This is a genomic window from Corynebacterium capitovis DSM 44611 (genome assembly GCF_030440535.1).
Classification (GTDB): domain Bacteria; phylum Actinomycetota; class Actinomycetes; order Mycobacteriales; family Mycobacteriaceae; genus Corynebacterium; species Corynebacterium capitovis.
This window is the reverse complement of record NZ_CP047117.1, coordinates 798,107-821,901: the sequence shown is the minus strand read 5'-3', so window position 1 is coordinate 821,901 and position 23,795 is coordinate 798,107. Positions and strand designations below refer to the sequence as shown.

General features: G+C 65.2%; 22 protein-coding genes. 3 read left to right on the top strand and 19 right to left on the bottom strand.

Going from position 1 to position 23,795, the window contains the following annotated elements:
• Window positions 1-52 precede the first annotated feature (52 nt).
• The 18 genes from CAPI_RS04055 to CAPI_RS03970 all read right to left on the bottom strand — a co-directional run bounded on the left by CAPI_RS04055 (window position 53) and on the right by CAPI_RS03970 (window position 20,002).
• Entirely contained in the window at window positions 53-529 is a 477-nt protein-coding gene (locus tag CAPI_RS04055; protein WP_018016764.1) for a cell division protein SepF, read from the bottom strand.
• A 40-nt stretch (window positions 530-569) separates the two neighbouring features.
• The gene (locus tag CAPI_RS04050) at window positions 570-1,277 is read right to left on the bottom strand and encodes a YggS family pyridoxal phosphate-dependent enzyme (protein WP_018016763.1); all 708 of its coding nucleotides are present in this window, start codon (window positions 1,275-1,277) and stop codon (window positions 570-572) included.
• 26 nt (window positions 1,278-1,303) lie between these two features.
• Window positions 1,304-2,041, bottom strand: coding sequence for a peptidoglycan editing factor PgeF (pgeF, locus tag CAPI_RS04045; RefSeq protein WP_018016762.1), 738 nt, complete (start codon window positions 2,039-2,041; stop codon window positions 1,304-1,306).
• Window positions 2,042-2,073: 32 nt separating this feature from the next.
• The gene (gene ftsZ, locus CAPI_RS04040) at window positions 2,074-3,309 is read right to left on the bottom strand and encodes a cell division protein FtsZ (RefSeq protein WP_018016761.1); all 1,236 of its coding nucleotides are present in this window, start codon (window positions 3,307-3,309) and stop codon (window positions 2,074-2,076) included.
• A 178-nt stretch (window positions 3,310-3,487) separates the two neighbouring features.
• Window positions 3,488-4,252 carry a cell division protein FtsQ/DivIB gene (locus CAPI_RS04035; protein ID WP_018016760.1) on the bottom strand — a complete coding sequence of 255 codons (765 nt, stop codon included), beginning with the start codon at window positions 4,250-4,252 and terminating at the stop codon, window positions 3,488-3,490.
• 4 nt (window positions 4,253-4,256) lie between these two features.
• On the bottom strand, window positions 4,257-5,819 hold the full coding sequence (gene murC, locus CAPI_RS04030; RefSeq protein WP_018016759.1) for a UDP-N-acetylmuramate--L-alanine ligase: 1,563 nt from the start codon (window positions 5,817-5,819) through the stop codon (window positions 4,257-4,259).
• A 64-nt stretch (window positions 5,820-5,883) separates the two neighbouring features.
• A complete protein-coding gene (locus tag CAPI_RS04025) occupies window positions 5,884-6,993 on the bottom strand; it encodes a UDP-N-acetylglucosamine--N-acetylmuramyl-(pentapeptide) pyrophosphoryl-undecaprenol N-acetylglucosamine transferase (protein WP_018016758.1) in 1,110 nt (369 codons plus the stop codon).
• A gap of 13 nt (window positions 6,994-7,006) precedes the next feature.
• A complete protein-coding gene (locus CAPI_RS04020) occupies window positions 7,007-8,596 on the bottom strand; it encodes an FtsW/RodA/SpoVE family cell cycle protein (protein ID WP_156806759.1) in 1,590 nt (529 codons plus the stop codon).
• An 86-nt stretch (window positions 8,597-8,682) separates the two neighbouring features.
• Complete coding sequence (murD, locus tag CAPI_RS04015; RefSeq protein ID WP_018016756.1) at window positions 8,683-10,101, bottom strand: UDP-N-acetylmuramoyl-L-alanine--D-glutamate ligase; 1,419 nt, start codon at window positions 10,099-10,101, stop codon at window positions 8,683-8,685.
• Window positions 10,098-11,216, bottom strand: a complete 1,119-nt coding sequence (gene mraY / locus CAPI_RS04010; protein WP_018016755.1) for a phospho-N-acetylmuramoyl-pentapeptide-transferase — start codon at window positions 11,214-11,216, stop codon at window positions 10,098-10,100. The genes murD and mraY overlap by 4 nt, the downstream gene beginning before the upstream one ends.
• 8 nt (window positions 11,217-11,224) lie before the next feature.
• Window positions 11,225-12,793, bottom strand: a complete 1,569-nt coding sequence (locus tag CAPI_RS04005; RefSeq protein ID WP_018016754.1) for a UDP-N-acetylmuramoyl-tripeptide--D-alanyl-D-alanine ligase — start codon at window positions 12,791-12,793, stop codon at window positions 11,225-11,227.
• Window positions 12,794-12,862: 69 nt separating this feature from the next.
• Window positions 12,863-14,374: a UDP-N-acetylmuramoyl-L-alanyl-D-glutamate--2,6-diaminopimelate ligase gene (locus tag CAPI_RS04000; RefSeq protein WP_018016753.1), complete on the bottom strand. Its 1,512-nt coding sequence runs from the start codon at window positions 14,372-14,374 to the stop codon at window positions 12,863-12,865.
• Window positions 14,375-14,392: 18 nt separating this feature from the next.
• The gene (locus tag CAPI_RS03995; RefSeq protein WP_018016752.1) at window positions 14,393-16,306 is read right to left on the bottom strand and encodes a peptidoglycan D,D-transpeptidase FtsI family protein; all 1,914 of its coding nucleotides are present in this window, start codon (window positions 16,304-16,306) and stop codon (window positions 14,393-14,395) included.
• Window positions 16,307-16,314: 8 nt separating this feature from the next.
• Window positions 16,315-17,004 (bottom strand): cell division protein FtsL, encoded by a 690-nt coding sequence (gene ftsL / locus CAPI_RS03990; RefSeq protein WP_018016751.1) that lies wholly within the window; start codon window positions 17,002-17,004, stop codon window positions 16,315-16,317.
• A gap of 31 nt (window positions 17,005-17,035) precedes the next feature.
• Window positions 17,036-18,046 (bottom strand): 16S rRNA (cytosine(1402)-N(4))-methyltransferase RsmH, encoded by a 1,011-nt coding sequence (rsmH, locus tag CAPI_RS03985; RefSeq protein ID WP_018016750.1) that lies wholly within the window; start codon window positions 18,044-18,046, stop codon window positions 17,036-17,038.
• Window positions 18,047-18,217: 171 nt separating this feature from the next.
• Complete coding sequence (gene mraZ / locus CAPI_RS03980; protein ID WP_018016749.1) at window positions 18,218-18,652, bottom strand: division/cell wall cluster transcriptional repressor MraZ; 435 nt, start codon at window positions 18,650-18,652, stop codon at window positions 18,218-18,220.
• A 439-nt stretch (window positions 18,653-19,091) separates the two neighbouring features.
• Entirely contained in the window at window positions 19,092-19,487 is a 396-nt protein-coding gene (locus CAPI_RS03975; protein WP_018016748.1) for a DUF3040 domain-containing protein, read from the bottom strand.
• An 89-nt stretch (window positions 19,488-19,576) separates the two neighbouring features.
• Window positions 19,577-20,002 (bottom strand): SAV_6107 family HEPN domain-containing protein, encoded by a 426-nt coding sequence (locus CAPI_RS03970; protein ID WP_018016747.1) that lies wholly within the window; start codon window positions 20,000-20,002, stop codon window positions 19,577-19,579.
• Window positions 20,003-20,155: 153 nt separating this feature from the next.
• Here CAPI_RS03970 and CAPI_RS03965 point away from each other — a divergent pair, with 153 nt between their 5' ends.
• Genes CAPI_RS03965 through CAPI_RS03955 form a run of 3 tightly spaced genes read left to right on the top strand, consistent with a single transcriptional unit; the run spans window position 20,156 to window position 23,371 of the window.
• Window positions 20,156-20,761 (top strand): GNAT family N-acetyltransferase, encoded by a 606-nt coding sequence (locus CAPI_RS03965; RefSeq protein ID WP_018016746.1) that lies wholly within the window; start codon window positions 20,156-20,158, stop codon window positions 20,759-20,761.
• 35 nt (window positions 20,762-20,796) lie between these two features.
• On the top strand, window positions 20,797-21,906 hold the full coding sequence (locus tag CAPI_RS03960; RefSeq protein ID WP_018016745.1) for a polyprenyl synthetase family protein: 1,110 nt from the start codon (window positions 20,797-20,799) through the stop codon (window positions 21,904-21,906).
• Window positions 21,899-23,371, top strand: a complete 1,473-nt coding sequence (locus CAPI_RS03955; RefSeq protein ID WP_018016744.1) for an alpha-(1->6)-mannopyranosyltransferase A — start codon at window positions 21,899-21,901, stop codon at window positions 23,369-23,371. Before CAPI_RS03960 ends, CAPI_RS03955 begins: the two co-directional genes overlap by 8 nt.
• On the opposite strand, the gene CAPI_RS03950 is transcribed toward CAPI_RS03955, so the two are convergent.
• On the bottom strand, window positions 23,368-23,766 hold the full coding sequence (locus CAPI_RS03950; RefSeq protein ID WP_018016743.1) for an Rv2175c family DNA-binding protein: 399 nt from the start codon (window positions 23,764-23,766) through the stop codon (window positions 23,368-23,370). The two genes, CAPI_RS03955 and CAPI_RS03950, sit on opposite strands and share 4 nt — an antisense overlap.
• Window positions 23,767-23,795: the final 29 nt, after the last annotated feature.

Sequence of the window (23,795 nt, the reverse complement as noted above, 5' to 3'; positions counted from 1 at the left end):
TCGAATCAGCCTACAGTTATCCCTCGCACCTTTTGCCGCTAGTCCGTTCTCCCTAGCGGAGGTGAGCCGCGCGCTGCAGCTCGGTCGGTGCAATGCGTGCACTTTCCGGCACGATGGCAAACACTAGGCGGTCGGTGTCCACGCCCTTGGACAACTTGTGCATCGTGCCGCGCAATGCGAAGCAGAGACCCGCCGCGAAATCGACCAATCGCTTTGCGTCCGTCGCGTCGACTCCCGTGAGCTCCATGATCACGGCATCGCCATCGCGGAAAGGTTCGCCAATCTCCTTGGCATCGCTGTATCCCCGGGGCTCGGTGGTAACGATCGCCGGCTCATACGAGCGGGGCGCTGTCTCGCGGTACGAGTAGCGCTCGGGCGCAGCCTCGCGCGGGGTTTCCCTCGTGTAGGCCGCGGACCCGTGGTCGGCGTACTGCGGCTCGTCGTAGTAGCTGTCGTTGTACGCATCTTTCACGTCGACGCCCTGCGCGTCGAGGCCGAAGAATTCCTTCGCGCTGCCGAAAAGTGACATGTTGTGGTGCTCCTCAGGGGTGTCGGGGTCTAACCGTCGCTTAGCCTACGGCGCGCGGGCCGAGCACCGCGGTTCCGACACGCACGACATCTGAACCGCAGGCGATGGCGGTTTCGAAATCTCCCGACATCCCGGCGGAGAGGCGCAAGGCGCGCCCGAGGCGGTCGCTGTAGACGTCGACAAGCGTGTGCGCCCACGTGAACACCTCCGCCGGGTCGGCGCCCAAGGGCGGGACGACCATGAACCCGTCGAGCACAAGGTGCTCTGCGCCCTCGACCTCTGTGGCGACTTCATCGACGAGCACCTCCGGCACGCCACCCCGGGCTGTGTCGCCATCGGCTGAGAGCTGCACCAGACAAGGCAGCGGGTCCGATCCGCGCTCACCACGCTCGTGGGCCAGGGCAACCCCGCGCTCCAGAGCGCGAGCGAGCTTCGCCGAATCGACCGAGTGCACCTCCCGGGCCCAGCGCGCGACGGAATTGGCCTTTTTGGTCTGGATCTGACCGATCATCGCTATCCCAACCGCCCCACCCACGGTCTCTGCTTTGGCCCGCGCTTCCTGTTCCCGGTTCTCACCGACGAGGGTGACCCCCAGCTGACCCAGCAAAGCCACGTCCTCGGCGGGGTGGAACTTGGTAACCGGGAGTATGCTCACGCTGCCCGGCGACCGCCCGGCGCGCTCCTCGGCGGCTCGAACCTGCTGGGTAACGCGCTCAAGGTTGGCGCGCAACTGTTCTCTTCTCTTCATGCTGCCTTCCTTCTCGTCTAAAAACGTCAGTGGCCCGTGAGCCAAATGACACCCGCTTGCCGGCCCGTAACGCCCTCGCGCCGGTACGAGAAGAACTCAGGGTCCGTGACCGTGTCGCGGGGATCCGCGTCGATGTGCGTTACCCCCAGCCCCATGAGCTGGCGCACAATGCCGGCGCGTATGTCTAACCCGCTCGTCCCGGCTCGCGTTGTCGTCTTCGACCCGGGCAGTTCCTTCTCGACGTCATCCGCCATCTGTTCCGGAACCTCGTACGACTCCCCCGCCGCCGCGGGTCCGAGCAACGCCTGGATGAACGCGGGGCGAGCCCCGCAGCGCACCATCTCCGCGACGGTTCTTTCTACAATCCCGTTGCGCGCCCCCATCCTTCCGGCGTGAACCGCGGCGACGACCCCTGCGCTGTGGTCCGCAAGCAGTACCGGGGTGCAATCGGCAACCAAGACGCACAAAGCGAGGCCCACCTCTCGCGTGACAAGGGCGTCGGTGGCGGGGACGGGGCCCGTGTGGGGCCCAACGACCACGGTGACGGTGTTGGTGTGCAACTGCTCCATCCAGACGAAACGTTCTTCCGGCACCTCGATCGACTGCGCGAGACGGGCTCGATTCGCCGCAACGGCGGCGGGATCATCACCCACGTGATCACCGAGGTTGAACGAGTCGTACGGGGACAGCGACGCCCCGCCCGCACGTGTGGTAAACACCATGCGGACGGGGCGGTTGTCGGGTGAGCGCGAAGCGGGAGTCATGGGCTTCACCCTAGCCCAGGCCGCTCAGACAACTAACGCAGGAAGTCGGGCACGTCCACGTCATCGTCACCGCCGCGGTAAGCGCGGTCGTCTCGCTCGTACTCCCGCGCGCGGGAGCCGGTGAACAACCCCGACCGGGAATCGTCGTAGCGGTGCCGCGGCTGGTAGTGCTCCTCCGCCGGCTTCGCCGCAGTGCTGCCCGTGGGTTCGGGGGCGCCCGCGCGGTCGTCGAAAAGCGATCCGCGTGCGGGCGCGGGAGTCGCTGCTTCGGGCGCGGGTGCGGCCTGGGAGGAAGATGCGTCGGCGACGGGACGCGCGTTGGCCTTCTCGTCGAACCCGGTGGCAATGATGGTCACCCGCACCTCGTCGCCGAGGTTGTCGTCGATGATCGTGCCGAAGATGATGTTCGCATCATCATCAGCCTTCTCCTCGACGATGGACGCGGCGTTGTTGACCTCCATTAGGCCCAAGTCGGAACCGCCCGCGACAGAGATGAGCACGCTCTTGGCACCCTCCATCGTCGTCTCCAGCAGCGGCGAGTTAATGGCTTGCTCTGTCGCGGTAAGGACGCGGTTTTCTCCACGGGCCGAGCCCACACCCATGAGCGCGGAGCCAGCGTCGGCCATCACGGAGCGAACATCGGCGAAGTCCACATTGATCATGCCCGGGATGGTGATGAGGTTCGTGATGCCCTGCACTCCGTTGTAGAGCACCTCATCCGCGGCGCGGAAGGCGTCCATCATGCTCAGCTCGGCCTCGCCCAGCTGCAGCAGGCGATCATTGGGAATCACGATGACCGTGTCGCACACCTCCTTGAGGTTGGCGATGCCTTCGAGCGCCTGGCGCGTGCGACGCTTCCCTTCGAAGGAGAACGGGCGGGTCACCACACCGATCGTCAGCGCGCCCATCTTCTTCGCGATACCAGCCACGACCGGCGCAGCACCGGTTCCCGTGCCGCCGCCTTCGCCAGCAGTAACGAAGACCATGTCGGATCCCTTGAGGGACTCCTCGATCTCCTGCTTGTGATCCTCGGCCGAGGTCCTCCCGACCTCCGGGTTCGCACCGGCCCCGAGGCCGCGGGTGGCCTCGCGCCCGATGTCGAGCTTCGTATCGGCGTCGGTAAACAGCAGCGCCTGGGAGTCGGTGTTCACCGCAACGAACTCGACACCCTTGAGCCCTTCTTCAATCATGCGGTTGACCGCGTTGACACCGCCGCCGCCGACACCGACGACGCGGATCATGGCGAGGTAGTTAGCTGGAGAGGTCATGGGTGATGGCTCGCCTTTCGGTTACGTGGGAGGTTTTTCGGGATAAGAAGCAGTGCAGCAGTACGGCCTCGTTCACATTGCTTCCATCATGGGCCACGAATTACCCAGATGTTGTTTTTAGGTCGGCGTGTCACAACCCTAAACCACTACTTTAGGGTTGTGAGCTGGCCTTTTGCTGCTACTTCACGGTGACGAGCTCGGGGTTGGAGATATTAAAAACCTGTCCCTTACGCCGCAAAACGGTCTCGAGGGCGACGGCCTTGTTGGCGTTGTCTTCGGCCGCTCCCCAGATCACCGTTCGATTATCGCGAAGCTTCAGCACGAAATTGTGAGGACCCGTTGCTTCGACCGCGGCGATCGCCTCGCGGGAGGCCTCGCTTATCGACGCCACGATGCTCACGCCGGCCGCGCGTGCCGCCTCGTCGTCAACCGCGGATCCTTTCAGCTCCACCGCCCCCGGCGGGGGCGTGTCAGTGGCAAACGCGACGCCCTCCGCGTCAAGCAAGTTGGCGCCCGCGTCACCAGCGGACCCGATGTAGGCAACCGCTTCGTTCTCCACCACCACGATGTTGATTGAGGAAGGCCAGTGGCGCGTGGCGGTCGCCGACCTCACCCAGGGCAATCCCGCCACCCCGGTCGCGGCGCCGTGTAGGTCCACCCGGCCGATCGGGGTGCCCTCTACGACTCCGGCTGCGTCCGTGACCTCGCTTGCGCTCACGTGGGACTCGCCTTCGACGGTGATGTTGTGAACCGGCAGCAGCGGAGTAAAGGGGACGACAGCAGCCACCACCCCGCACAGGACAACGAGAACCAACGCGACGACGGCGACACGTGTGGTGCGTCGGCGAGCCCGTGTGCGATTGCCCCCGGTGTCGGCTGGGAGCTGCCCATCGGCATCCTGCGCGGGCTCGTGAGCCCCACTGGGTACGTATACGGTGGACACGGTGCTAACCTCGCCCCGTACCGAGCTCAGTGCCGTGCTCGGTGCCGTGCTCGGTGCCCTGCTCAGTGCCGTGCCCAGTGCCGTGCTCGGTGCTGAGCGCGGCGAGGATCTCGTCCGCCAACATCGTCACCGTTCCGGCGCCCATCGTGAGCACGAGGTCGCCGGGCTTCGTCACGGCCACTACCGTCCCCGGGGCAGCTGAGAAATCCGGCTCAAACCGCACGGTCGTGCTCGACGCGGGGTCGAAGCGGTCGGTGATGATGCGCGCGTCCACTCCCTCGACGGGGGTTTCGCGCGCTCCGTAAATGTCGAGGACGACGGCGGCGTCGGCAAGCGAAAGTGCCCGAGCAAACTCGGAGGCGAATGTCTGGGTCCGGGAGTAGAGGTGCGGCTGGAAGCACACCACGACCCGCGCCCCCGATCCCTCAGCGTTGACCTTCTCGCGCGCTGCCGAGAGCACCGCCGCAACCTCCGTGGGGTGGTGGGCGTAATCGTCGTAGACTCGCGTGCCGGTGAAGCGCCCGGTTGAGACGGTCCCCTTGTGCTCGAAGCGCCGGCGCACGCCGGTGAACCCGGCCAAACCCGCGGCCAGCCGCGCGGGATCTGCACCCGCCAAGGCGCCCGCCCCGAGCGCAGCCGCGGAATTGAGAACCATGTGCTGACCCGGAATGGCGAGTGAATATGACAACGTCAGCGGCGTCGCCTCGGCGCCGGGCACCCTGAGGTCGACCGTGACGTGCGTGTGCGCATTACTCCCGCCGTGGGAGACATCCGTGACTACCGCGGCAGCGGGAATGTCGGGGAAACGCGCCGCCGCGGCTGCCGTGCCGTAGCCCACAACGTTGATCCCCCGCGCGGTGGCTCGTGCACCGCACTCGGCAGCGTGGGTGTCATCGAGGCACACCATGAGGTAGCCCCCGGGCTGAACGCGGTCCGCGAAGTCATCAAAGACGCGGAAGTAGGACTCGGCATCGCCGAAGAAGTCCAAGTGGTCCAGCTCGATGTTGGTGATGACGGCCACGTCAGGCTTGTAGCGCAACAGCGATGCGTCGGACTCGTCGGCCTCGGCCACGAACGCGGGACCCGTACCGTGGTGGGCATTCGTCCCGGCGCGGTTGAGTTGCCCGCCGATCGCGAAGGAAGGATCTTCACCGGCGGCCTGCAGGGCAACAACCGTCATGGACGTAGTCGACGTCTTGCCGTGAGTGCCCGCCAGCAGGATCTGCGTGGTGCCCTCCATCAGCTCCGCCAGAAGGTCCGAGCGGCGGATGACCGGAATCCCTTCCCGCGCCGCCCGCTGCAACTCTGGGTTGTCCGCGGGGATGGCCGCGAAACTGGTCACCACCACCGTGGGAAGGTCACCCGCCAACTCGAGGTTTGCCGCCTCGTGCCCGACGGCGACTCGGGCCCCCTGCGTCCGCAGCGTGCGCACCGGGCGAGAATCTTTCACATCAGAACCGGTCACCACGCTGCCCCGGTCCAGCAAGATCCGGGCGACTCCGGACATGCCGGCCCCGCCGATTCCAATGAGGTGGACGCGGGAAAGATCGATCGCGGGGGAAGTCATCGGCCTGCGGTGCGCTCCTTTAGGTGAGGACGGTGAAACGCGGGTTGAGCGTCGGAGGGCAAGTCTAGTGAGTGCGGGCGGCGCGCACGACGCGGGTAGCGATATCCCGCGCGACGTCGCCCGCACCCGACACGCGCAATGCGTCGCGCATGCGCTCGCGTGCGCCACCAGGTCCGAGGATCTCGCTGACCTTTTCGACGAGGGCGTCGGCGGTCAGATCGTGATCGTCGATACGCACCGCCGCCCCGAGGCTAACGAGATGCGCCGAGTTGAGGCCCTGCTCGCCGTTTCCGTGCGGGAGCGGAATGTAGATGGCCGGCAGGCCAGCAGCCGAGTTCTCCGCGACGGTCATCGCACCGGACCGGCATACGACGAGGTCCGCGACCGCGTACGCGGCCTCCATGTCCTCGATGTAGGGCACAGCCGTGTAATGCTCAGCCGGTTCCGGGGCGGCGTTTTTCCGCCCGTAGGCGTGAAGTACTTGGAATCCCTGTGCGGTCAGCCGCCCGACCGCCCCTGCCAGCGCCGCGTTGATACTCGCCGCCCCCTGTGAGCCGCCGGTGACAAGGATGGTCGGCAAGTCCTGGTCGAGCCCCCACTTCTTGTACCCCCGCGCGGCCTTTACACCATCCGTGTCAACGCCTACGCCCGGGCGGACGGGGATACCCACCACGTCCCCCGCCATGCCGGAGTTTGCCACGGCGTTAAGCCCGGTCCCGCCGAGGCGCACCCCGAGCTTGTTGGCCATGCCCGCCAGAGCGTTGGTTTCCAGCACAAAAAACGGCAAGTGCAGCGACGCTGCGGCTAGGTACGCCGACGCCGCGACGTACCCACCCGTTCCCACGACGGCCTGCGCGCCCGCCTCTCGTAAGATACGGCGCGCCTGGTTCACGGACCGGGCGAGCTTGAGCGGAACGCCCGCCATCTTCCAGGGTGCGGAGCGCGGGATCGGGACCGGGTCGATGAGCTCGAGCCGGAACCCGCGGGCTGGGACGATAGATGTCTCCAACCCCTTTTCGGTTCCCAGCGCCGTCACGGACGCGCCGAATTCGTCGCGCAGCACCTCGCCGATAGCGAGAGCAGGCTCGATGTGCCCTGCTGTGCCGCCCCCGGCGAGCACGATGGACAGTGGCGCGTCCTGCGTGGAGGGGGTGGCTGACGATTCTCTTGCCACGGGGTGATCCTTCCTAGCCTGCACGGCGGGCGTCGTGACGAACAGGAGCTGGCCGGCGCGGTGAACGGCCCGCCTCAGGTGTCCCGCGGCGCGACTCCAGCGGAGCGTAACGCGACGGCCGGTCGAGCTGGGCAGGCCGGCGCGTCTGGGCCACCGCGGCGGAGGTGGGTGGGACAGGTGAGCGTCGAGAAGCGGGCGCCCCGTCACGCTGGGATGCGCGCGCGGTAATGGGAGTACCGAAGCGTTCACGCAGCTGGTCGTCGCGGCTGCGTGAACGCTTCGCCCCGGCGCGCTGCGCAGCCTGGGCGGGAGCCTTGGGCTCACGGATCCCGAGGATGCGGTCGAAGGCAGGGCGGCCGTAGTTCTGCATCGCAGAGATAGCCCCTGGTTCGTGGCGCGCGACGGAGGCCAGCAACCCCATCGACCCCAACGTGATGATCGCTGAGGTACCACCCGCTGACACCATCGGCAGCTGAATGCCCGTGACGGGGAAGATCCCGACAACGTAGCCGATATTGACGAAGGCCTGGGAGACGATCCCCGCCGCGAGGCTCGCGGCCATGAGGGTTTGGAACTGGTCCTGGGCACGCACCGCAGCCCGGAGGCCGAAGTAGCCCAGCAGCGCGAAGAGGATGACGACGAGGACGCCGCCCCACAACCCAAGCTCCTCCCCGATCACCGCGAAGATGAAGTCGTTGCGCGCCTCCGGCAGGTAAAACCACTTCGCGCGCGACTGTCCAAGGCCCACGCCGAAGAGTGACCCGTCGCCCAGGGAGAGGAACCCCTGGTGGGACTGGAAGGCGATGTCGCGCGTGTCCTCGAACGTGCCAAAAAGCGCGTCGAAGTACACATGGAACCGGTTCGAACGGTACCCGCCGGAGAGGAAGACCGTGACAAGGGCGACTAAAACAAGGGCAACGAGGGCACCGATGGCGGGCCACGGCAGGCCGATAAAGAAAAGCGTCAGCCCGGCGATGACGCCGAAGGTGACCGCCATGCCGAGGTCGCCCTGCATGGCGATAAGACCCAAACACAACGCCGCCACGGCGCAGTACAGAATAAGGCCCTGCCGGCGCAGGAACGGCACACCTGTTTCGTGGCTCGAGAGCACCTTCGCTCCCCACACTGCAATGGTCACACGCGCGAGTTCCGAAGGCTGGAAGCTCAGCGGTCCTACCGCGATCCACGACTGCGAACCGACTTCCTCCTTGCCTGTGCCTATGCCGGGAATGAGCACGGCAAGGAGCAGGACCACGGCGATGACCATGAGAATGGTCGAGGCGCGTTTGACTTTCTCCGGCGGGAGCTGCAGCGCTGCCCAGAATGCAATCAAACCGGCCCCGACCATCGCCATCTGTTTCACCGCTTGGGCCCACACGCTTGACGACGCCGCAAAGGACGTCGCCATCGACGAGCTGAGAACCATGACGACGCCCAAGCCAGCGAGTACGAGGACAACGGTACGAACGACGGTGTAGTCGAGCGTCGGGCGCTCATCCATCATTGTGTGGACGCGCCGATTCACCGCTGCGAAGGTGCGGGGTTCACGCACGGGCTCGCGTCTCTTTGGCGCCCGTTGTGTCGTTGCGCGCTTCACGGTCATGGCCACCACCCTTTCCCCTTCGTTAACTACAACAACAGTAGTCACAATAGACCCACCCGGGGAAGGGGGTGCGCCAGCAACACGGCTTAGGGGGAATGTCGTGCTGCCGCGGCCGCGAATTCGTCGCCCCGCTGCGACATTCCCGTGTACATGTCTAAGCTCGCCGCCGCGGGTGCCAACAAGACGGTGTCTCCTGGGCGGGCCTGGGCCGCCGCGAAGGCCACAACGTCGTCCATCGCGCGCACAGGATCCGTAGATTCCGTCACGAAGACCGGTACGTCGGGGGCGAGGCGACGAAGGGCGTCGAAAAGAAGCGCCCTGTCTGCCCCCAGAAGAGCCGCGGCGCGGAACTGGTGCGCGTGGGCGGCAACGAGCTCATCGACCTCCGCCCCCTTGAGCTGGCCGCCCGCGATCCATACCACGGGCCCCATCCCCTCGAGCGCAGAATGCGCAGCGTGAGGATTTGTCGCTTTCGAGTTGTCTACCCACGTCACGCCCCCAGCCGCGTGGACAACAGTGCCGCGGTGGCCCGCCACCCGGAACGAACGCAGCGCCTGCTGAATATCACGCGGCTCCACCGCTTGAGAACGAGCCACCGCCGCGGCCGCGCACGCATCGAGAACGCCCGCCGACCCAGTGGGTTCGATTCCCTCAGCGCTCGCTAGATCCGCGGCGCCCCCAGCCTTCTTCTCGACGATTCGTCCGCGGCTGACCCCCACCTGCCCCTCAGCGGGCTCGCGCAACGTAAACCCTATGATGTCTGACCTCCCTGTGGCGCATGCGAGGCGCGCCACCTCGGTGTCGTCGACACCCGCAACGGCCACCGTGGCGCGCAGCACCTTCGCTTTCGCCTCCGCGTAGGCGCGGAACGAGCCGTGCCAGTCAATGTGGTCCTCGGCAAGGTTAAGCAGCACCCCCGCGTCGGGCTTGAGCTGGGTGGACCAGTGCAGCTGGAAACTCGACAGCTCGGCAACGAGCACGTCGACTCGATGCGGTGCCACGAGCGCATCGCTGACAGCTACGCCGATATTCCCGCACGCTACGGCGCTCAACCCGGACTGCGCGCTCGCCTCCTGCATCATGGCGGCGAGCATTCCCGTCGTCGTCGTCTTTCCGTTGGTTCCGGTGACAACAAGCCAGCGCCGCGGTGGACCGAACACAGCCGCCCGATCAAGGCGGAAGCAGAGCTCGACATCCCCGATGACCTCGCAACCGGCCTGCGCTCCCGCGACGAGCAGCGGTGTCGTGGGGCGCCACCCGGGCGATGTCACGATCACAGGGAAGCGGTCAAGGCATCGGCCGGCCTCGGCGGTGGTGAGTGTCTCTGCGCCTGTGGCCTCGGCAACGCGAGCCCGCCCCTCCGCATTATCGTCCGCGACCGCGAAAGGCACACCGATGGCCGAGAGCAGCTCGGCGGCGCCCCGACCCGACACGCCCGCGCCTGCTACGAGGATGCCCCCGCGGAGCTCGGCGGGGATCCGAGTGGCGTCGATAAACGCGCTCATGAGAGGGAGCCCCCGGCTAAGGAGAGCCACTCACCAAAGAACAGGGCGAGGCCCAGGCAAGCGGCGATCGCAGTGACCACCCAGAACCGAACAACGACAGTCGTCTCAGCCCAGCCGCCGTTTTCGAAGTGGTGGTGGAAGGGGGCCATGCGGAACACCCTCTTGCCCGTCGTGCGGAACGACACGACTTGGATGACCACCGACGCCGCTTCAGCCACAAACAGGCCACCTATGAGAACCATGAGGAGCTCCGTGCGAGATGTCACGGACAACCCCGCCACGAGCCCTCCCAGCGCAAGCGATCCCGTGTCACCCATGAAGATCTTCGCCGGCGACGCGTTCCACCAGAGGAAGCCAAGGACCGCCCCCATTCCGGCGGCGGCCAGCACGGCGAGAGCGAGCGGGTCCCGTACTTCGTAGCATCCAGGTCCGGGGGCCGCGGCGCAGGAATGGTGGTATTGCCAAAAGGTAATGGCGGTATAGGCGCCCATGACCAGTGCTGTCGTGCCGGCCGCCAACCCGTCAAGACCGTCGGTGAGGTTAACGGCGTTCGACCACGCGGCGAGGAAGATATAGACAAAGATGAGGAAGACGACCGTGCCGATCACCCCGCCCGGCGCCGCGAAATCTACCGCATCCAGGTCTCGGACGAAGCTCAACGCCGTCGAGCCAGGAGTCACACCCCGGTCGTCCGGGAAGCGGACGAGAAGCAGACCGAATACCAGGGCGATAGCCAGCTGCGCGACCAGCTTGGCTGTCTTGTTCAACCCGAGGTTTCGTTTGAAAAAGAGCTTGATGCCGTCGTCGGCAAAACCCACGAGGCCCAAGGAGAGGGTAAGCCCCAAGACTATGAGACCCGAGGCATTAAAGACCTGGGTTGCCGAGCTTCCAGCGACCGCTGACCAGAGGCCGGCGGCTAAATAACCGCCGGTGACGGCCAGCAGGATGGCGATGCCACCCATCGTGGGGGTGCCCCGCTTGTGGGCGTGGGACTTCGGACCATCCTCCCGGATTTCCTGGCCCATGTCCCTGCGGTGGAAATAGGAAATCAACCCGGGGGTGGACAGAACCGAAATGACAAAGCCGACGATTCCGGCAATGACGATCTGAATCATGGTCGCGTTTACCGTGTTTCCTCGTGCTTCTGCAGATCGCTGCCCGCGGCCTTCCGCAGCGTGTGCCCGCTCAACAGGCGCTCCGCGACCGCCCAAAGACCAACGGCGTTCGACGCTTTGACCAGCACCACGTCGCGGTCGGTGCGCATTTGCCAGTCTTCTTCACCCGCCGGCGGCGTGGCGAGGATTTCGGAGACCTGTGCAGCCGCGTCCTCGACACCCGTAGCGCCGATCGTCGCGATTCCCCGGGCGCGTGCCTGCTCGACGAGCGCACTCATCGCCTCACTCTCACCTACGGCCACGAGGTGAGTGACGTGGTAGCGGCCGAGCTCATCTCCGAGGTCCCGGTGGGCTTGCACGGAGTCACCGCCCAGCTCTCCCATCTCCCCCAGCACGGCAATCGACCGCGCCCCGGGGCGGGCCGCCGCGGTGAACCCAAGCGCGGCCACCCCGGCGCGCATCGAGTCGGGGTTGGCGTTGTAGGCGTCGTTGATAACGGTCACTCCATCCTCGCGCGTGTTCACATCCATGCGGTTCACCGACACTCCTTGTGCCTGGCTCAATGCGCGGGCAACAGTTACAGCATCCATCCCCGACTCAATTCCTACGGCGGCGGCCGCCAGAGCATTCGACACTTGGTGGGCACCGAAAACCCCGAGGCGCACGCGCTGGCGTTCGTTTCCGGGCGAGTGCATGGTGAAGGTGGCGCGGGCGACGTCGTCAAGCTCGATGTCCGTGGCGTAGTAATCCGCGGCGTCCGTCGTCGTCGAGAAGGTCACTACGCGCGCAGCCGTCCGCGAGGCCATCGCCGCTACCAGCGGATCGTCGGCGTTGAGCACCGCGACGCCCCCGTCGGCGGCGGATGGAAGCGCCTCCACTAGCTCACCCTTAGCCAGCGCGATGTTGTCCTTCGAACCGAACTCGCCGATGTGTGCGGAGCCGACGTTGAGGACAACTCCCACCCGGGGAGGGGCGATCGTAGCCAGATGGGCGATATGCCCGATGCCGCGGGCGGACATTTCCGCGACGAGGAAGTCGGTGGACTCTGTGCAGCGCAGCACGGTGTACGGGTGCCCGATCTCGTTGTTGAAGGAGCCGGGGGGAGCAACCGTCTCACCGGCCGCTGAAAGAACAACCGCGATGAGGTCTTTCGTGGACGTTTTCCCTACGGACCCGGTCACACCCGCAATCGACAAACCGTGGTTGGCCGCCAAGTCCCGCGCGACATACGCTGCGAGCTTAGACATACCGGCCACGACGGCGCGGGTCGACCCGTCAGGATCGCGCGCAGCCAAATCAGAATTATCCCCGGCACGCTGCTCCACCTTGGGAACGATCACCGCGGGCGCATCAACGTCTCGCGCGACGAGCGCCGCGACAGCTCCCTGCTCGACCGCGGCGCGGGCGAACTCATGTCCGTCGGATCGGGCACCCACGAGGGCGACGAAAAGGCCACCGGGGGAGATTTTCCGCGAGTCAAACTCGACAAACCCAGTCGCCCACGCGTCTGGGTCCGCCTGCTCGTTGAGCACACCGCCGGTGATCTCAGCGATCGCATGCAATTGAAGTGGAATCATGTCCTGCTCTTTCTCAACGGTGCGAAAATACTAGCGGCTGTCCTCTGCGTACGGATGGCGATGTCACGCTTAAAGGTACTCACCGTAGCCACGGGCGGCGAGGGCACGCCGCACCTCCTCCCTGTCGTCGAAGTGCAAGGTTCGGTCGCCGAGGATTTGGCCCACCTCATGGCCCTTGCCGACAACGATGACCGCATCCCCGGGGGCGGCCCACTCGACGAGCTCCGTGATGGCGTCTGCGCGGCTCGCGCATTCGCGGATGTCGCTGCCCGAACCCACCCCGCGTGCCCCCTGCAGCACCGCCGCGCGAATCTGGGCAGGGTCCTCTGTGCGGGGGTTGTCGTCTGTGACGATCACGAGGTCAGCACGCTGAGCCGCGGCCTGGCCCATCAATGGCCGTTTGGAAGAATCCCGGTCACCGCCGGCACCAACCACCACGCCGACGCGCCCGCTAACCTGCTCACGAAGCGTGTCCAACGCGGCCGCCACGGCGGCGGGCTTGTGGGCGTAATCGACCACGGCCACGAAATCCTGCCCGGCGTCGATGCGCTCCATCCGCCCGGGGACCGCGGCGTCGGCCAACCCAGGAAGGAAAGCTGCCGGGCTCACGCCCACTGCGTCGGCCATCGCCGTAGCGAGAGCCGCGTTCGCCACGTTGAAGGCACCCGGTAGAGGCAGCGTCGCGTTGTAGTCGTGGGCGCCGAGGGCGATCGAAATGCTCTGGGAACCGGAGGCGGTGGCGTCGACAAGCGTGGCCTTGCAATCGAGGCCCTCTTGGCCCACCGTGCCGACAGTAATGGCGTGACGCGCTCGATGCGCCATGCGGATTCCCCATTCGTCGTCGACGCAGATAACGCTAGTGCGCGCGCTCAGCGGCGAAGAGGGGTCGAAAAACAGGGCCTTGGCCTCGAAGTAATCCTCCATCGTCGGATGGAAATCGAGGTGGTCTTGGCTCAGGTTTGTAAAGCCAGCGACGTCGAAATCGGTTCCGGCGACTCGGCCGAGCACGAGAGCGTGCGAGGAGACCTCCATGACCACGTGAGTGATGCCCTCGCTCACCATGCGTGCAAAAAGCGCTTGCAGCGCGGGCGCTTCCGGGGTGGTCAGGGAGGTTGGGATTGGGCGCCCGAGTATGCGCGTCCCCGTCGTGCCGATGAGGCCCACGCGGTGACCCGCTGCCGTGAGACCCCGTTCAAGCAGGTACGTCGTCGTGGTTTTGCCAGACGTGCCGGTGACGCCGAGCACGGTGAGGCTTTTCGACGGAAAACCGTATACCGCAGCGGAGACCGCACCGAGAACGTCCCGTACGTCTTCGACGACGATGAGTGGCCGGGTTTCGGCAGCAGTACGGAGCAGCGCTAGGCCCTCGGCGTCCGTGAGGATAGCGCTGGCGGCGCTCGACGCCGCGTAGCTCGCGCCATGCGCGCGGGTCCCTGGAACAGCGGCAAAAAGCTCTCCAGCCTGCGTCTGCGTAGAATCGAGGCTGATTCCGGAAACGCGGCAGCCGGTGGCCCCTGCGGGTTCCACCCGACCGCCGGCGAGGGCGGCAAGGTCACCGAGAGTCGGGGATGTGTAATCCAAGGTGCTCACTCCTCGCGTCTATCTCTGCTGTAGGACGTAGTTTTCCGCCGGGGGGCTCAGCGGGATATTCTCACGCGTGAGCAACCAGTTGGCGATCTCGCGGAAGACTGGGGCGGCTGACTGCCCGCCGTTGCCGCCCTCGAGCGGGCCCCGCTGCGGCTCGTCGAGCATCAGAGCCACAACGAATTGCGGGTTATCGGCCGGGGCGATGCCGGCAAAGGTTATCCAGTACTGGTTCTGAGAATACGCGCCCGTCTCTTCGTTAATCTTTTGGGCGGTGCCTGTCTTGCCCGACAGCTGGTACCCCTCAATGGCGTTGCCCGCCGCGGTTCCAGAGTCATACCCGGTCGGGTCCTGCTGAAATGCGGAGCGGAACATGTCCACGACGGTGCGCGCCGTCTGCTCGCTGACCACCCGAGTGCGTGCCGCGGGCTTCGTCTCCTCCACCGTGCCGTCGGGACGGGTGATCGACGAGATGATGCGGGGTTCGATGCGCTCTCCCCCGTTTGCCAGCGTTTGGTATGCGCTCGCCAGCTGGAGAGTGGTCCAGCTCATGCCCTGGCCAATGGGAAGGTTGGCAAACGTCCCACCGGACCATTGCTCCCGCGCCGCCAACAAACCGGCTGACTCGTTTGGAAGCTCAATGCCGGTGGTCTGCCCAATCCCAAAACGCTGCAGGTAATCGGCATAGCGGTCCTCCCCCAGTTGCTGCGCCAACTGCAGGGTTCCCACGTTCGAGGACTTGCCGAAGATACCCGCCGTTGTATAGGGGGCGACCCCGTGCTGCCACGCGTCGCTCACTGTCACACCGGCCATCTCGATGGAGCCGGGTACTTGGTGCACGTCTTCCGGAGTCGTCACACCCTCTTCGATAGACGCCGCCGCCGTGATGATCTTTGCCACCGAGCCAGGTTCGAATGGGTGGGACACGGAGTTGTTATCGAAGTCTCGCCCCTGTTCAAGCTGCTTTTGCAGGTCGCCGTTTGGGTCGATGGTGTCGGTATTCGCCATCGCGAGGACCTCCCCGGTCCGCGCGTCGAGGACCACGGCCTGACCGTCCTTTGCCAGCGAATTGGCTTTTGCCTGCTGGAGGGTCTGCTGAACGTACGCTTGAAGGTCCACATCAATGGTGAGCTGGACCCGCGACCCATTGACGGCAGGCACCTCATCGCGCAAGGTGCCCGGGATCGACTGGCCGTTGGCCGAGACGTCCTCAGTCGAGCGTCCGTTGATACCCGTGAGCGAGGCATCGCTGGAGGCTTCGAGCCCAAATTGGCCCTGCCCGTCCATCGACACCTTGCCCACGATGTTCTCCCCGATCGCCCCGTTCGGGTATTCGCGAATGTCTTGGTGCTCCGCCGCGACCCCGTGGAACTTTTCCGCAACCTGTGCGGCGACGTCAGGATCGACGTTGCGCACGAGAACTTCGTAATTCGTTTCGGCGTGCAGCTTGTCCAGGATGTCTTTCGCGCTGACGTTGCCACGTGCCGACGCCCCCGCGGAGTCCTCTTTAATCATCCCGGGGATCTCATTTGCCATGGTGCGAAGTTGGTCCTCAACGCGTGCGTCAAGTTGAGCGTCGATCGCAGATTGGCTCACACCGGCGTAGCTCAGCTCCTCTTCCTGCTGCTGCCGCAGTTCCTCTCGCAGGACCACCGGCGACACGGTCAGCGAACGCGCCTGCATAGTGTAGGCCAGCTGATTTCCATCTCGATCCACGATGTCGCCACGACGCGCCGGGTCCACGTAGATCCGGGCACGCTGGGATTCAGCCTGCTCACGCAGCCCCGGCCCCCAGACAACCTGGACCCACGTGAGTCTGCCCACAAGAAGAAGGGCTAGGGCGACGATGATGGCGGTTGCCCAGCCAATTCGCTTACGGGTGACGGCGCGTTGACTCACCGGCTTCGCACCGTTGTTCGGGGTGTTCACGGCGGCGCCTAGTTCGTCGCCGGAACGTTGGGGGCGTAGGGCGCCAACACCGCACCTTGCCCCAGTACGTTCCCGCCTGGCACTGTGGACAGGTTGCCAGCGACACGAGCCGTGGCCTGGTTATCGCTCGAAGCGCCCGATGTAGGGGCTGCGGTTCCGTTAACGTCGATAAGCTTCTGCGTTGCCGCGGGGTCAGCTTCGCGCAGTTCCTCAACTTCCCCATTCGCCCCGGCCGAAATGATGCCCGGGTTCCTCGGCACGACCATTCCGGCTTCAGCCGCGCGCTTGGCCACCGAGCTCGACGACCTGACGTCCTCGAGGTTACGGTTGAGCGTTTCTACCTCGTTGGTGAGGTCGCGTTCTTGCGTTTGCAAGTGCTGGATCGTGAACGATTGGTACGTAGCCAAACCGGAGAAGAACATGGCTAGCGCCACCCCGGCGATAAGCAGCGGGACAACTACGGCCGAGACGGTGGAGAACTTCTTCTTCGCCTCACTGCCGATCGCGACGCGTCGGCCCCTCACCGATACAACTTGCTTGGAACCGAGGCGGCCCGTCCCGGCGGGTTTCGGAAGAGTCGGCGTGAACCGCCCGACGCTCCGCGGCGGGGCAACGGCCCCGGTCGGCCGAGTCAGGGTGGCGGCACCCATGCGCGCCGAGGGGTTCAACCCGGCCGCGAGGTTTCGGCTGGCATCCATCCTGGTATCCCTTTCGTAGAGTGTCGTCTGGCTAGATTGCGGGGGCACCGAGCTTCTCGACGCCGCGAACCCGAACCGGAGCAGCCCGCGGGTTTCGCTCTATCTCCTCGGCGGGGGCTTTCTCCGCGCCGTTCGTTATGGAACGGAACTTCGCGGCTGTTCCCGGCAGGTCCATGGGCAAACCGGGTGGGGTCCTAGACGAGGTCAAGTCCGCGAACGCTGCTTTGACTAGCTTGTCCTCGAGCGACTGGTAGCTCATGAACACGGCCCGGCCGCCTGGCCCAAGCAGGTCGGTGACAACGGGGAGCACGTTGCGCACCGCGTCGAGCTCCCCATTGACTTCCACGCGCAGGGCTTGGAATGTGCGCTTAGCGGGATGTCCCCCGCTGCGCCGGGTCGCCGCGGGAATCGTCGCGTAGAGCAACTCCACGAGCCGACCGCTCCGGTCGAAGGGCTCCACTTCCCTCTCTCGCACAACCGCCGAGGCGATTTTGCCGGCAAAACGCTCGTCGCCATAGGTTTTTAGGATCCGTGCGAGCTCGCCGTGGCTGTAGGTGTTGAGGATGTCCGCAGCGGTGAGCCCCTGAGTCGGGTCCATCCGCATGTCGAGGGGCGCATCGACGCGATACGCGAAACCGCGTTCCTCCCGGTCCAGCTGCATGGAGGAAACCCCAAGGTCGAACAACGCCCCCGCGACGCCGTACTCGCGCGCGTCGTGGAAGGCGTCTCCGTCACCATCGCGGATCGCGCTAGCGATGTCGTCAAAACGCGCCTGCACCGCCATGAACCTGTCACCGAACGGAGCAAGGCGATGCCCGGATTCTGCCAGAGCTGAAGGGTCGCGGTCGACCCCGATAACCCGAGCGCGGTGAAAAACCGTCAGGAAATGCTCGGTGTGACCGCCGGCTCCGAGGGTGCCATCGATGATGACGGCGTGGTCCCCATAGGACTCAACCGCGGGAGCGAGGAGCTCCGCCATCCTGTCGCGCATGACGGGGACGTGGCCGGGTTGTTGGCCACTCTGGTGTGTTGCGTTCCCCATGTCACGCCCCCCTCATTTGCTGTCTAGGTCTTTCCCGATGGGGAGTATGTAGAGCCCTGCCCGGGGCGGTTCTTCTGATGTCGGGGAAGTACACCAGAACGCTTCTCGCCCCGGACAGAGTCCGTACACACTCTCCGTCCTCTACCGGTGCCCGCTCTGGGGTAGTCAGCCCTAAAGCAGGCCAGAGAGAATGTCGTCGTCGTCTGCTGCTGCAAACGCCGCTTCTGTTTGTTCTTGATAGTGAGACCAGGACTCGGCGTCCCAGATCTCGAGAAAATCAACCGAGCCGATGACGACGCATTCCTTGCTGAGGTGCGCGTACTCCCGGTGCGCTGGTGACAGCGTGATGCGACCCGATCCGTCTAACGTTTGCTCATCCGCACTGGCAGCCAGGTTGCGGATGAAGGCTCGCGCTTTCGGGTTCGTGCGGGACACCGCAGCGGCCTTTCTAGCCCGCGCAGCGAACTCACCGCGCGGGTACACCGCGAGCGAGTGATCTTGCCCCTTGGTCACCATCAACCCGTCCGCCAACTCCTCACGGAACTTGGCGGGCAGTGTCAAGCGCCCCTTGTCGTCGAGCTTTGGCGTGTAGCTACCCAGAAACATCCGGAGCCCACCTTCCTTTACTCGCCGACTTCGGCTGTTCAATTCTCCCGGTGATGGATCTCGCGGCCCGTAGTCAAGAGGCCACTCAATCCTTCGCCGTGCCCCACTTTAACCCACTTTGCCCCACAATGACCACCCTGGCAGAAAATTCCCCAATTTTCCTGCTATTTTCGCAGGTCAGAATTCGCATCAGGATGCCTGAAGCTGTCTACATACCTCTCCAGGGCCATGCCAGCGCTCTCGCGGCCGACAGTCTCACATGGTCATTGCCCTGCATATCGGCCCTTAATGCCCCAGGTGGGGCGTAGTGGGGGACGCGGTGGAAGCGTGGTGGGGCACGATGGGGGTGGGTGGATCGCCGTGGTGGGGCGTGGCGGGCGAAAGAAAAGAACCGCGCCCCGTGTCGCGGGGCGCGGTTCTTCGGGCCGGGTGAGCCTTCTTACTGTCCCTCAAACCGGCGCCGGAAGTTTTCCTCGATCTTCGAGGCCCGTGGCGCGGGCTTCGAACCGGAACGTCGAGCGGAACCGTGGGTACCAAAGGCGGCCGGACCGTTTTGCGTCCGCAGCGCCACGACGCCGGCGCCGAACATGACCACAAAACCGACAATACTCAGAACCACAAACCACAGGCTCACGGTGACGAGCGCTACCCCGGCGATCAGGAGGACGAGACCCAGAACCATCAACGCGACCGTGCGAAGCGTAAAACCGCCGGTGCCGTTCCCGGCGGAAATGGACCGCGAACCAGGCATGGTGCGGGCGAACTTAGGGTCCTCCGCAAGGAGGGACCGCTCAATTTCCTGGAGCGCTCGCTGTTCTTGCTCTGATAGGGACACTGTTCACTCTCCAGCTATCTGGGTGGGGGTTTCAAAGAGGCTACACGTCTAACGCCTATCCTAACGCGGTTGTTCCCCGAGCCCATTTTCTACGCCACAAGTGGCGCTCCCGGCTGTGCCGCTGCGAAGAACTCCTCCACGTCGCGAATCAACCTCTCTACTATGAGGCGGTCCGGGTCCACCTCAAGACCGGAGGCCACACGGCCCCGCAAGTTAGAGTAGGAAGACAACCGCGATGCCCAATGGGCCCCGGTCTCACCCGTTAGCTTTAATCGTTCCCAGGCACTCCGCGGCAGGCGTTTCCTGCTGCGGATCACGGGGGACGCGGCGTTCCACCCCCCGGCTACCCTTAACGCAGCCTGATAAGCGTGTTCCAACGCAAGGTCTACCGCCCCGCGCTTGAGGTCGCTGTGAGCTTCGGCGAGCAGGGCGTCTGCCGCTGCGAAGAACCTATCCCGCGCCGAGGGGCGGAGGGGGGAAGCAAAAGTGGAGGAGACGGTCGACGTTGCGTTCATGATACTTTTCCTTTCTGGTGTGCCCACACCGTAGAACACGCGAGCGACAGACCCGCGCGACATTCGAACTTTTGTTCGTCTGTGCAATCCTCTCCCGCTACACCGTTGGTTCGCGCCGGCGGCTCCCTTGGATCGCGTGGTTGTATGGAGAGCATGACCATCTCGCTTCGTCGCCTATCGGCGTCAGACTTTGTGCAGCTGGCGCCCGCGTTGGTGGACATCTATATAGATGCCATGGGGTATTCCCGCGGAATTCACCGTCAGCGCGTGGCGGTGTGGCGGCGAGAGGTGACCTGGCCTGGTTTTACAGCGGTTGCGGCCGTTCGAACCACGGAAAGCTCGAACGCCGTCGTCGGCCTCGCCTACGGGTTCATTGGCAACCGGGACCGGTGGTGGGACCAGCAGCTCATCCGGGGGCTGCGGGAGGCTGGCGGGCCGTCGGCGTCGCACAGCGACATGCTCTCTAGCTACTTCGAGGTGGCTGAGGTGCACGTCAACCCGGTCTGCCAGGGACAAGGGATCGGGCGCCGCCTCATGGAGAAGCTCTTGCGCAATGCACCCGCTCGCTGGGTTCTTCTTTCCACGCCAGAGGTAGCTGGGGAGGACAACGCGGCATTTGGACTCTACCGCAAGATGGGATTTGTCGACATCCTGCGCGGTTTCTACTACGCAGGGGATCCCCGCCCGTTTGCGGTACTCGGACGCCCCCTTCCGCTCGACACTCCCGCAGCCGCGCAGCCGCACCCAGGTAGTGTGTAACCGGTAAGCCCCGCCCCAACGTTGAAGGAGCAAGCGTGGCCCTTTCTCCCGCCCCCGCCGGTTATCCTGCTTCTCTCGAGGACGTTCCTCGGGCGGTTCATGACGCGCTCCGCGCTTTCCTAGACACGCAGGCCCCGCTGATGGCAGAGATCGGTGACCCTGTCGATGAAGTGGTCACGCACCTGCGCACCTTCGTCCTCGGCGGCGGCAAGCGGATCCGTCCGGTTTACGGCTGGGCGGGATTCGTCGGCGCAGGTGGCCTCGACCGCGCCGAGGAGGACCCAGCATCAGTCCTGCGCGCGCTCAGCTCGCTCGAGTTCGTGCAGGCCTGCGCACTTATTCACGACGACATCATCGACGCCTCCGACACCCGCCGGGGCAACCCCACCGTTCACCGTGCGTTCGAGGCGGCGCATAGGGACAGCCAGTTCGGTGGAGACGCCGCCAGTTACGGTCGAAATGTCGCTATCCTCGCCGGAGATCTCGCGCTCGTGTGGGCGGATGACATGTGGCGCAGCTCCGGGGTGCGCCACGAGGCCCTTTCTAGGGCCGACGGCGCATGGCGGGGGTTGCGCTCTGAGGTGATCGGGGGCCAAATCCTCGATATCGCGTTGGAAGCCGCTGGGGAGGAAGAAATCGAACGTGCGGACAAGGTCAATCGGTACAAGACAGCCGCGTACACCATTGAGCGCCCGCTGCATCTGGGCGCAGCGCTGGCAGGCGCCGGCGAAGAGACGATCCGCGCATTCCGCGCCTACGGTCGAGACATCGGCATCGCCTTCCAGCTTCGCGACGACATCCTTGGCGTCTTTGGGGACTCAGCAGTGACGGGCAAGCCCGCAGGTGATGACCTGCGCGAAGGGAAGCGCACTGTCCTGTTGAACCTCGCACTCAGCGAGCTTGATGCGTCTAACCCCCCCGCGGCCGCAGAACTACGCGACGGCGTGGGAGCGGCCGACGACGTCGCACACATCGCTCGCCTGGCTGACATCATTGCTGCTAGTGGCGCGGTGGAGGGCGTCGAGAAGCGGATTGCTGCTCTGAGTAAGTCAGGCCTCGCTCACTTGGAGGCGGCGGGTATAGATGACGAGGTCAAAGAAACGCTGCGCCATCTGGCGGTGAGCTCGACGGAACGCCGTGCGTAGCCCGGCTGCGCTCGGCGTCGCGTCAGCGCTCCTCATCGCGGTTGGTTCATACGGCGCCGGGGCGACCCGGTACCGGGGTGGCGTCATGCGCACCCTCGGACTCGGGCAACTGCTATACGGGCATGGTCGCTCGATTATGGACGCGCTGCTCACGCTGGGCATCCTGGGCCTCGTCGTCGCGTGGGTGTGGGGGTTGCGGGAGGTCCGGCGAGGGGCAGGCAGCTTCTCGACGCTTACCCGCACCACGTGGGCGTGGGCCACGCCCCTCGCGCTTTCCGGGGCAATTCTGTCTCGCGACGTGTACTCGTACCTGATGCAGGGCGCCATGGTCCGGGACGGATTTAACCCCTACAGCGAGGGCGCCGCCGTCAACCCTGGGCCCTACCTGCTGGAAGTCTCGCACGACTGGCGCAACACGACCACGCCTTACGGGCCCCTCCACCTCTGGATTGGGCACATCATCACCCGCATCGTTGGAGACAACGTCACGGCAGGCGTCGTTGCGTACCGGCTCCTGAGCATCGCTGGTTTCGCCTTAATCGTCGCCGCCGTCCCGCGCATCGCACGCGCTGTAGGTGGCAACCCCACCCTCGCGCTGTGGATCGGCTGTGCCAACCCGGTCATGTTGCTCCATCTGATTGGCGGTATGCACAACGAAGCGCTCATGGTGGGGTTAGTAAGCGTCGGGCTGCTCGGGTGTTTGAGGGGTCGCTACGCACTCCCCGGGATCGCACTGATCGGCCTCGCCGTCGCGCTTAAAGCCACCGCCGCCGTGGCGCTGCCATTCGTCGTGTGGATTTTGTTCCGCCGCTTCTGCGGCCTTGATAGTTCGTGGCCACGGCGGGCGTGGGTCTTCCTTGCCTCAGGCGCTGGGACGGTGGCGATCGCGGTCGGGGTTGTCGCAGCGGTGACGGTCGCTTCCGGGTCGTCCTGGGGCTGGGTGGAGGAGATCTCAGGAAACTCCAAGGTGGTCAACCCCCTGGCTGGTCCTACGCTCATCGCGACAATCGTCACTCCTTTCGCGCAGCTCTTCGATCCGCATTTCACCTTCAACGAAGCACTCGGGCCGGCGCGGACCGCGGGGACCGTGTTCATGCTGTGCGGGCTAACGGCCAGCTGGATCTTCTTCCGCCCCCGACTCCGGTTGTCCACTGCGGACGGCAACCGGAGGGCCATGGCCGGGATCGCCACCGCGTACGCCACGGCATTCGTCTTCAACGCGGTGACCTTGCCTTGGTACTACGCGTCAATCTTGTCACTGCTCGGTACGTTCCGTCCCTCCGCACTGCTGCAGAAGGCAGCCGTTGCCGCATCCGTCATCGTTGCGCTGGCTTTCACGGGGGGCGGCAATCACCGGCTGGGAGATAATTGGTTTCTCCTAGTGGCAGGGGTGTGCGCCTGGGTCGCGGCGGCGTGGAGTGGTCCGCAGGCGGATCGAGATCGCGCTGGCGCGGAGACCGCCTAAAACGCCATGGCCTGGGCGCGCCTGATCACTTCCCTCGCGCCGTGGCCGTGCAGCGCGTCGACGGGCCGGCCGGGCAGTGTCTCGTCAGGGGTGAACAAGTAGGCCAAAATCTCGTCGTCATCGAAGCCACCGTCAGAGAGAACGGTGATGACACCCGCCACGAACTTCGATAACTCGCCGTCCTCTCCCAACAGGAGCTGTGGCACGAACTTCTTTCCGCCGCGGCGGAAAAACACAAGCTTGTGCGCCCCGACCAAGTCGTGGACACGGGTCACCGGGATGCCCAGATAGTCGGCGACTTCGGGGAGGGTGAGCAGGGTCTCGTCGGCGAGAAGGGCATCGAGCGCGCCCGCGGTCGTGCCATTCGGGGTCTCGGGGGTTCCAGCAAAACTCACGGGAACAGTCTACCCAGGTTGGCCAAGCC

Excerpts from the sequence above, each read along its gene's own strand:
- pgeF (WP_018016762.1), bottom strand. The coding sequence starts at position 2,041 with ATGACTCCCGCTTCGCGCTCACCCGACAACCGCCCCGTCCGCATGGTG.
- CAPI_RS04020 (WP_156806759.1), bottom strand. The coding sequence starts at position 8,596 with ATGACCGTGAAGCGCGCAACGACACAACGGGCGCCAAAGAGACGCGAG.
- murD (WP_018016756.1), bottom strand. The coding sequence starts at position 10,101 with ATGAGCGCGTTTATCGACGCCACTCGGATCCCCGCCGAGCTCCGCGGG.
- CAPI_RS04050 (WP_018016763.1), bottom strand. The coding sequence starts at position 1,277 with ATGAAGAGAAGAGAACAGTTGCGCGCCAACCTTGAGCGCGTTACCCAG.
- ftsZ (WP_018016761.1), bottom strand. The coding sequence starts at position 3,309 with ATGACCTCTCCAGCTAACTACCTCGCCATGATCCGCGTCGTCGGTGTC.
- CAPI_RS03970 (WP_018016747.1), bottom strand. The coding sequence starts at position 20,002 with ATGAACGCAACGTCGACCGTCTCCTCCACTTTTGCTTCCCCCCTCCGC.
- murC (WP_018016759.1), bottom strand. The coding sequence starts at position 5,819 with ATGACTTCCCCCGCGATCGATCTTTCCCGCGTCCACCTCATTGGAATC.
- CAPI_RS04005 (WP_018016754.1), bottom strand. The coding sequence starts at position 12,793 with ATGATTCCACTTCAATTGCATGCGATCGCTGAGATCACCGGCGGTGTG.
- mraY (WP_018016755.1), bottom strand. The coding sequence starts at position 11,216 with ATGATTCAGATCGTCATTGCCGGAATCGTCGGCTTTGTCATTTCGGTT.
- ftsL (WP_018016751.1), bottom strand. The coding sequence starts at position 17,004 with ATGGATGCCAGCCGAAACCTCGCGGCCGGGTTGAACCCCTCGGCGCGC.
- CAPI_RS03965 (WP_018016746.1), top strand. The coding sequence starts at position 20,156 with ATGACCATCTCGCTTCGTCGCCTATCGGCGTCAGACTTTGTGCAGCTG.
- CAPI_RS04055 (WP_018016764.1), bottom strand. The coding sequence starts at position 529 with ATGTCACTTTTCGGCAGCGCGAAGGAATTCTTCGGCCTCGACGCGCAG.
- mraZ (WP_018016749.1), bottom strand. The coding sequence starts at position 18,652 with ATGTTTCTGGGTAGCTACACGCCAAAGCTCGACGACAAGGGGCGCTTG.
- rsmH (WP_018016750.1), bottom strand. The coding sequence starts at position 18,046 with ATGGGGAACGCAACACACCAGAGTGGCCAACAACCCGGCCACGTCCCC.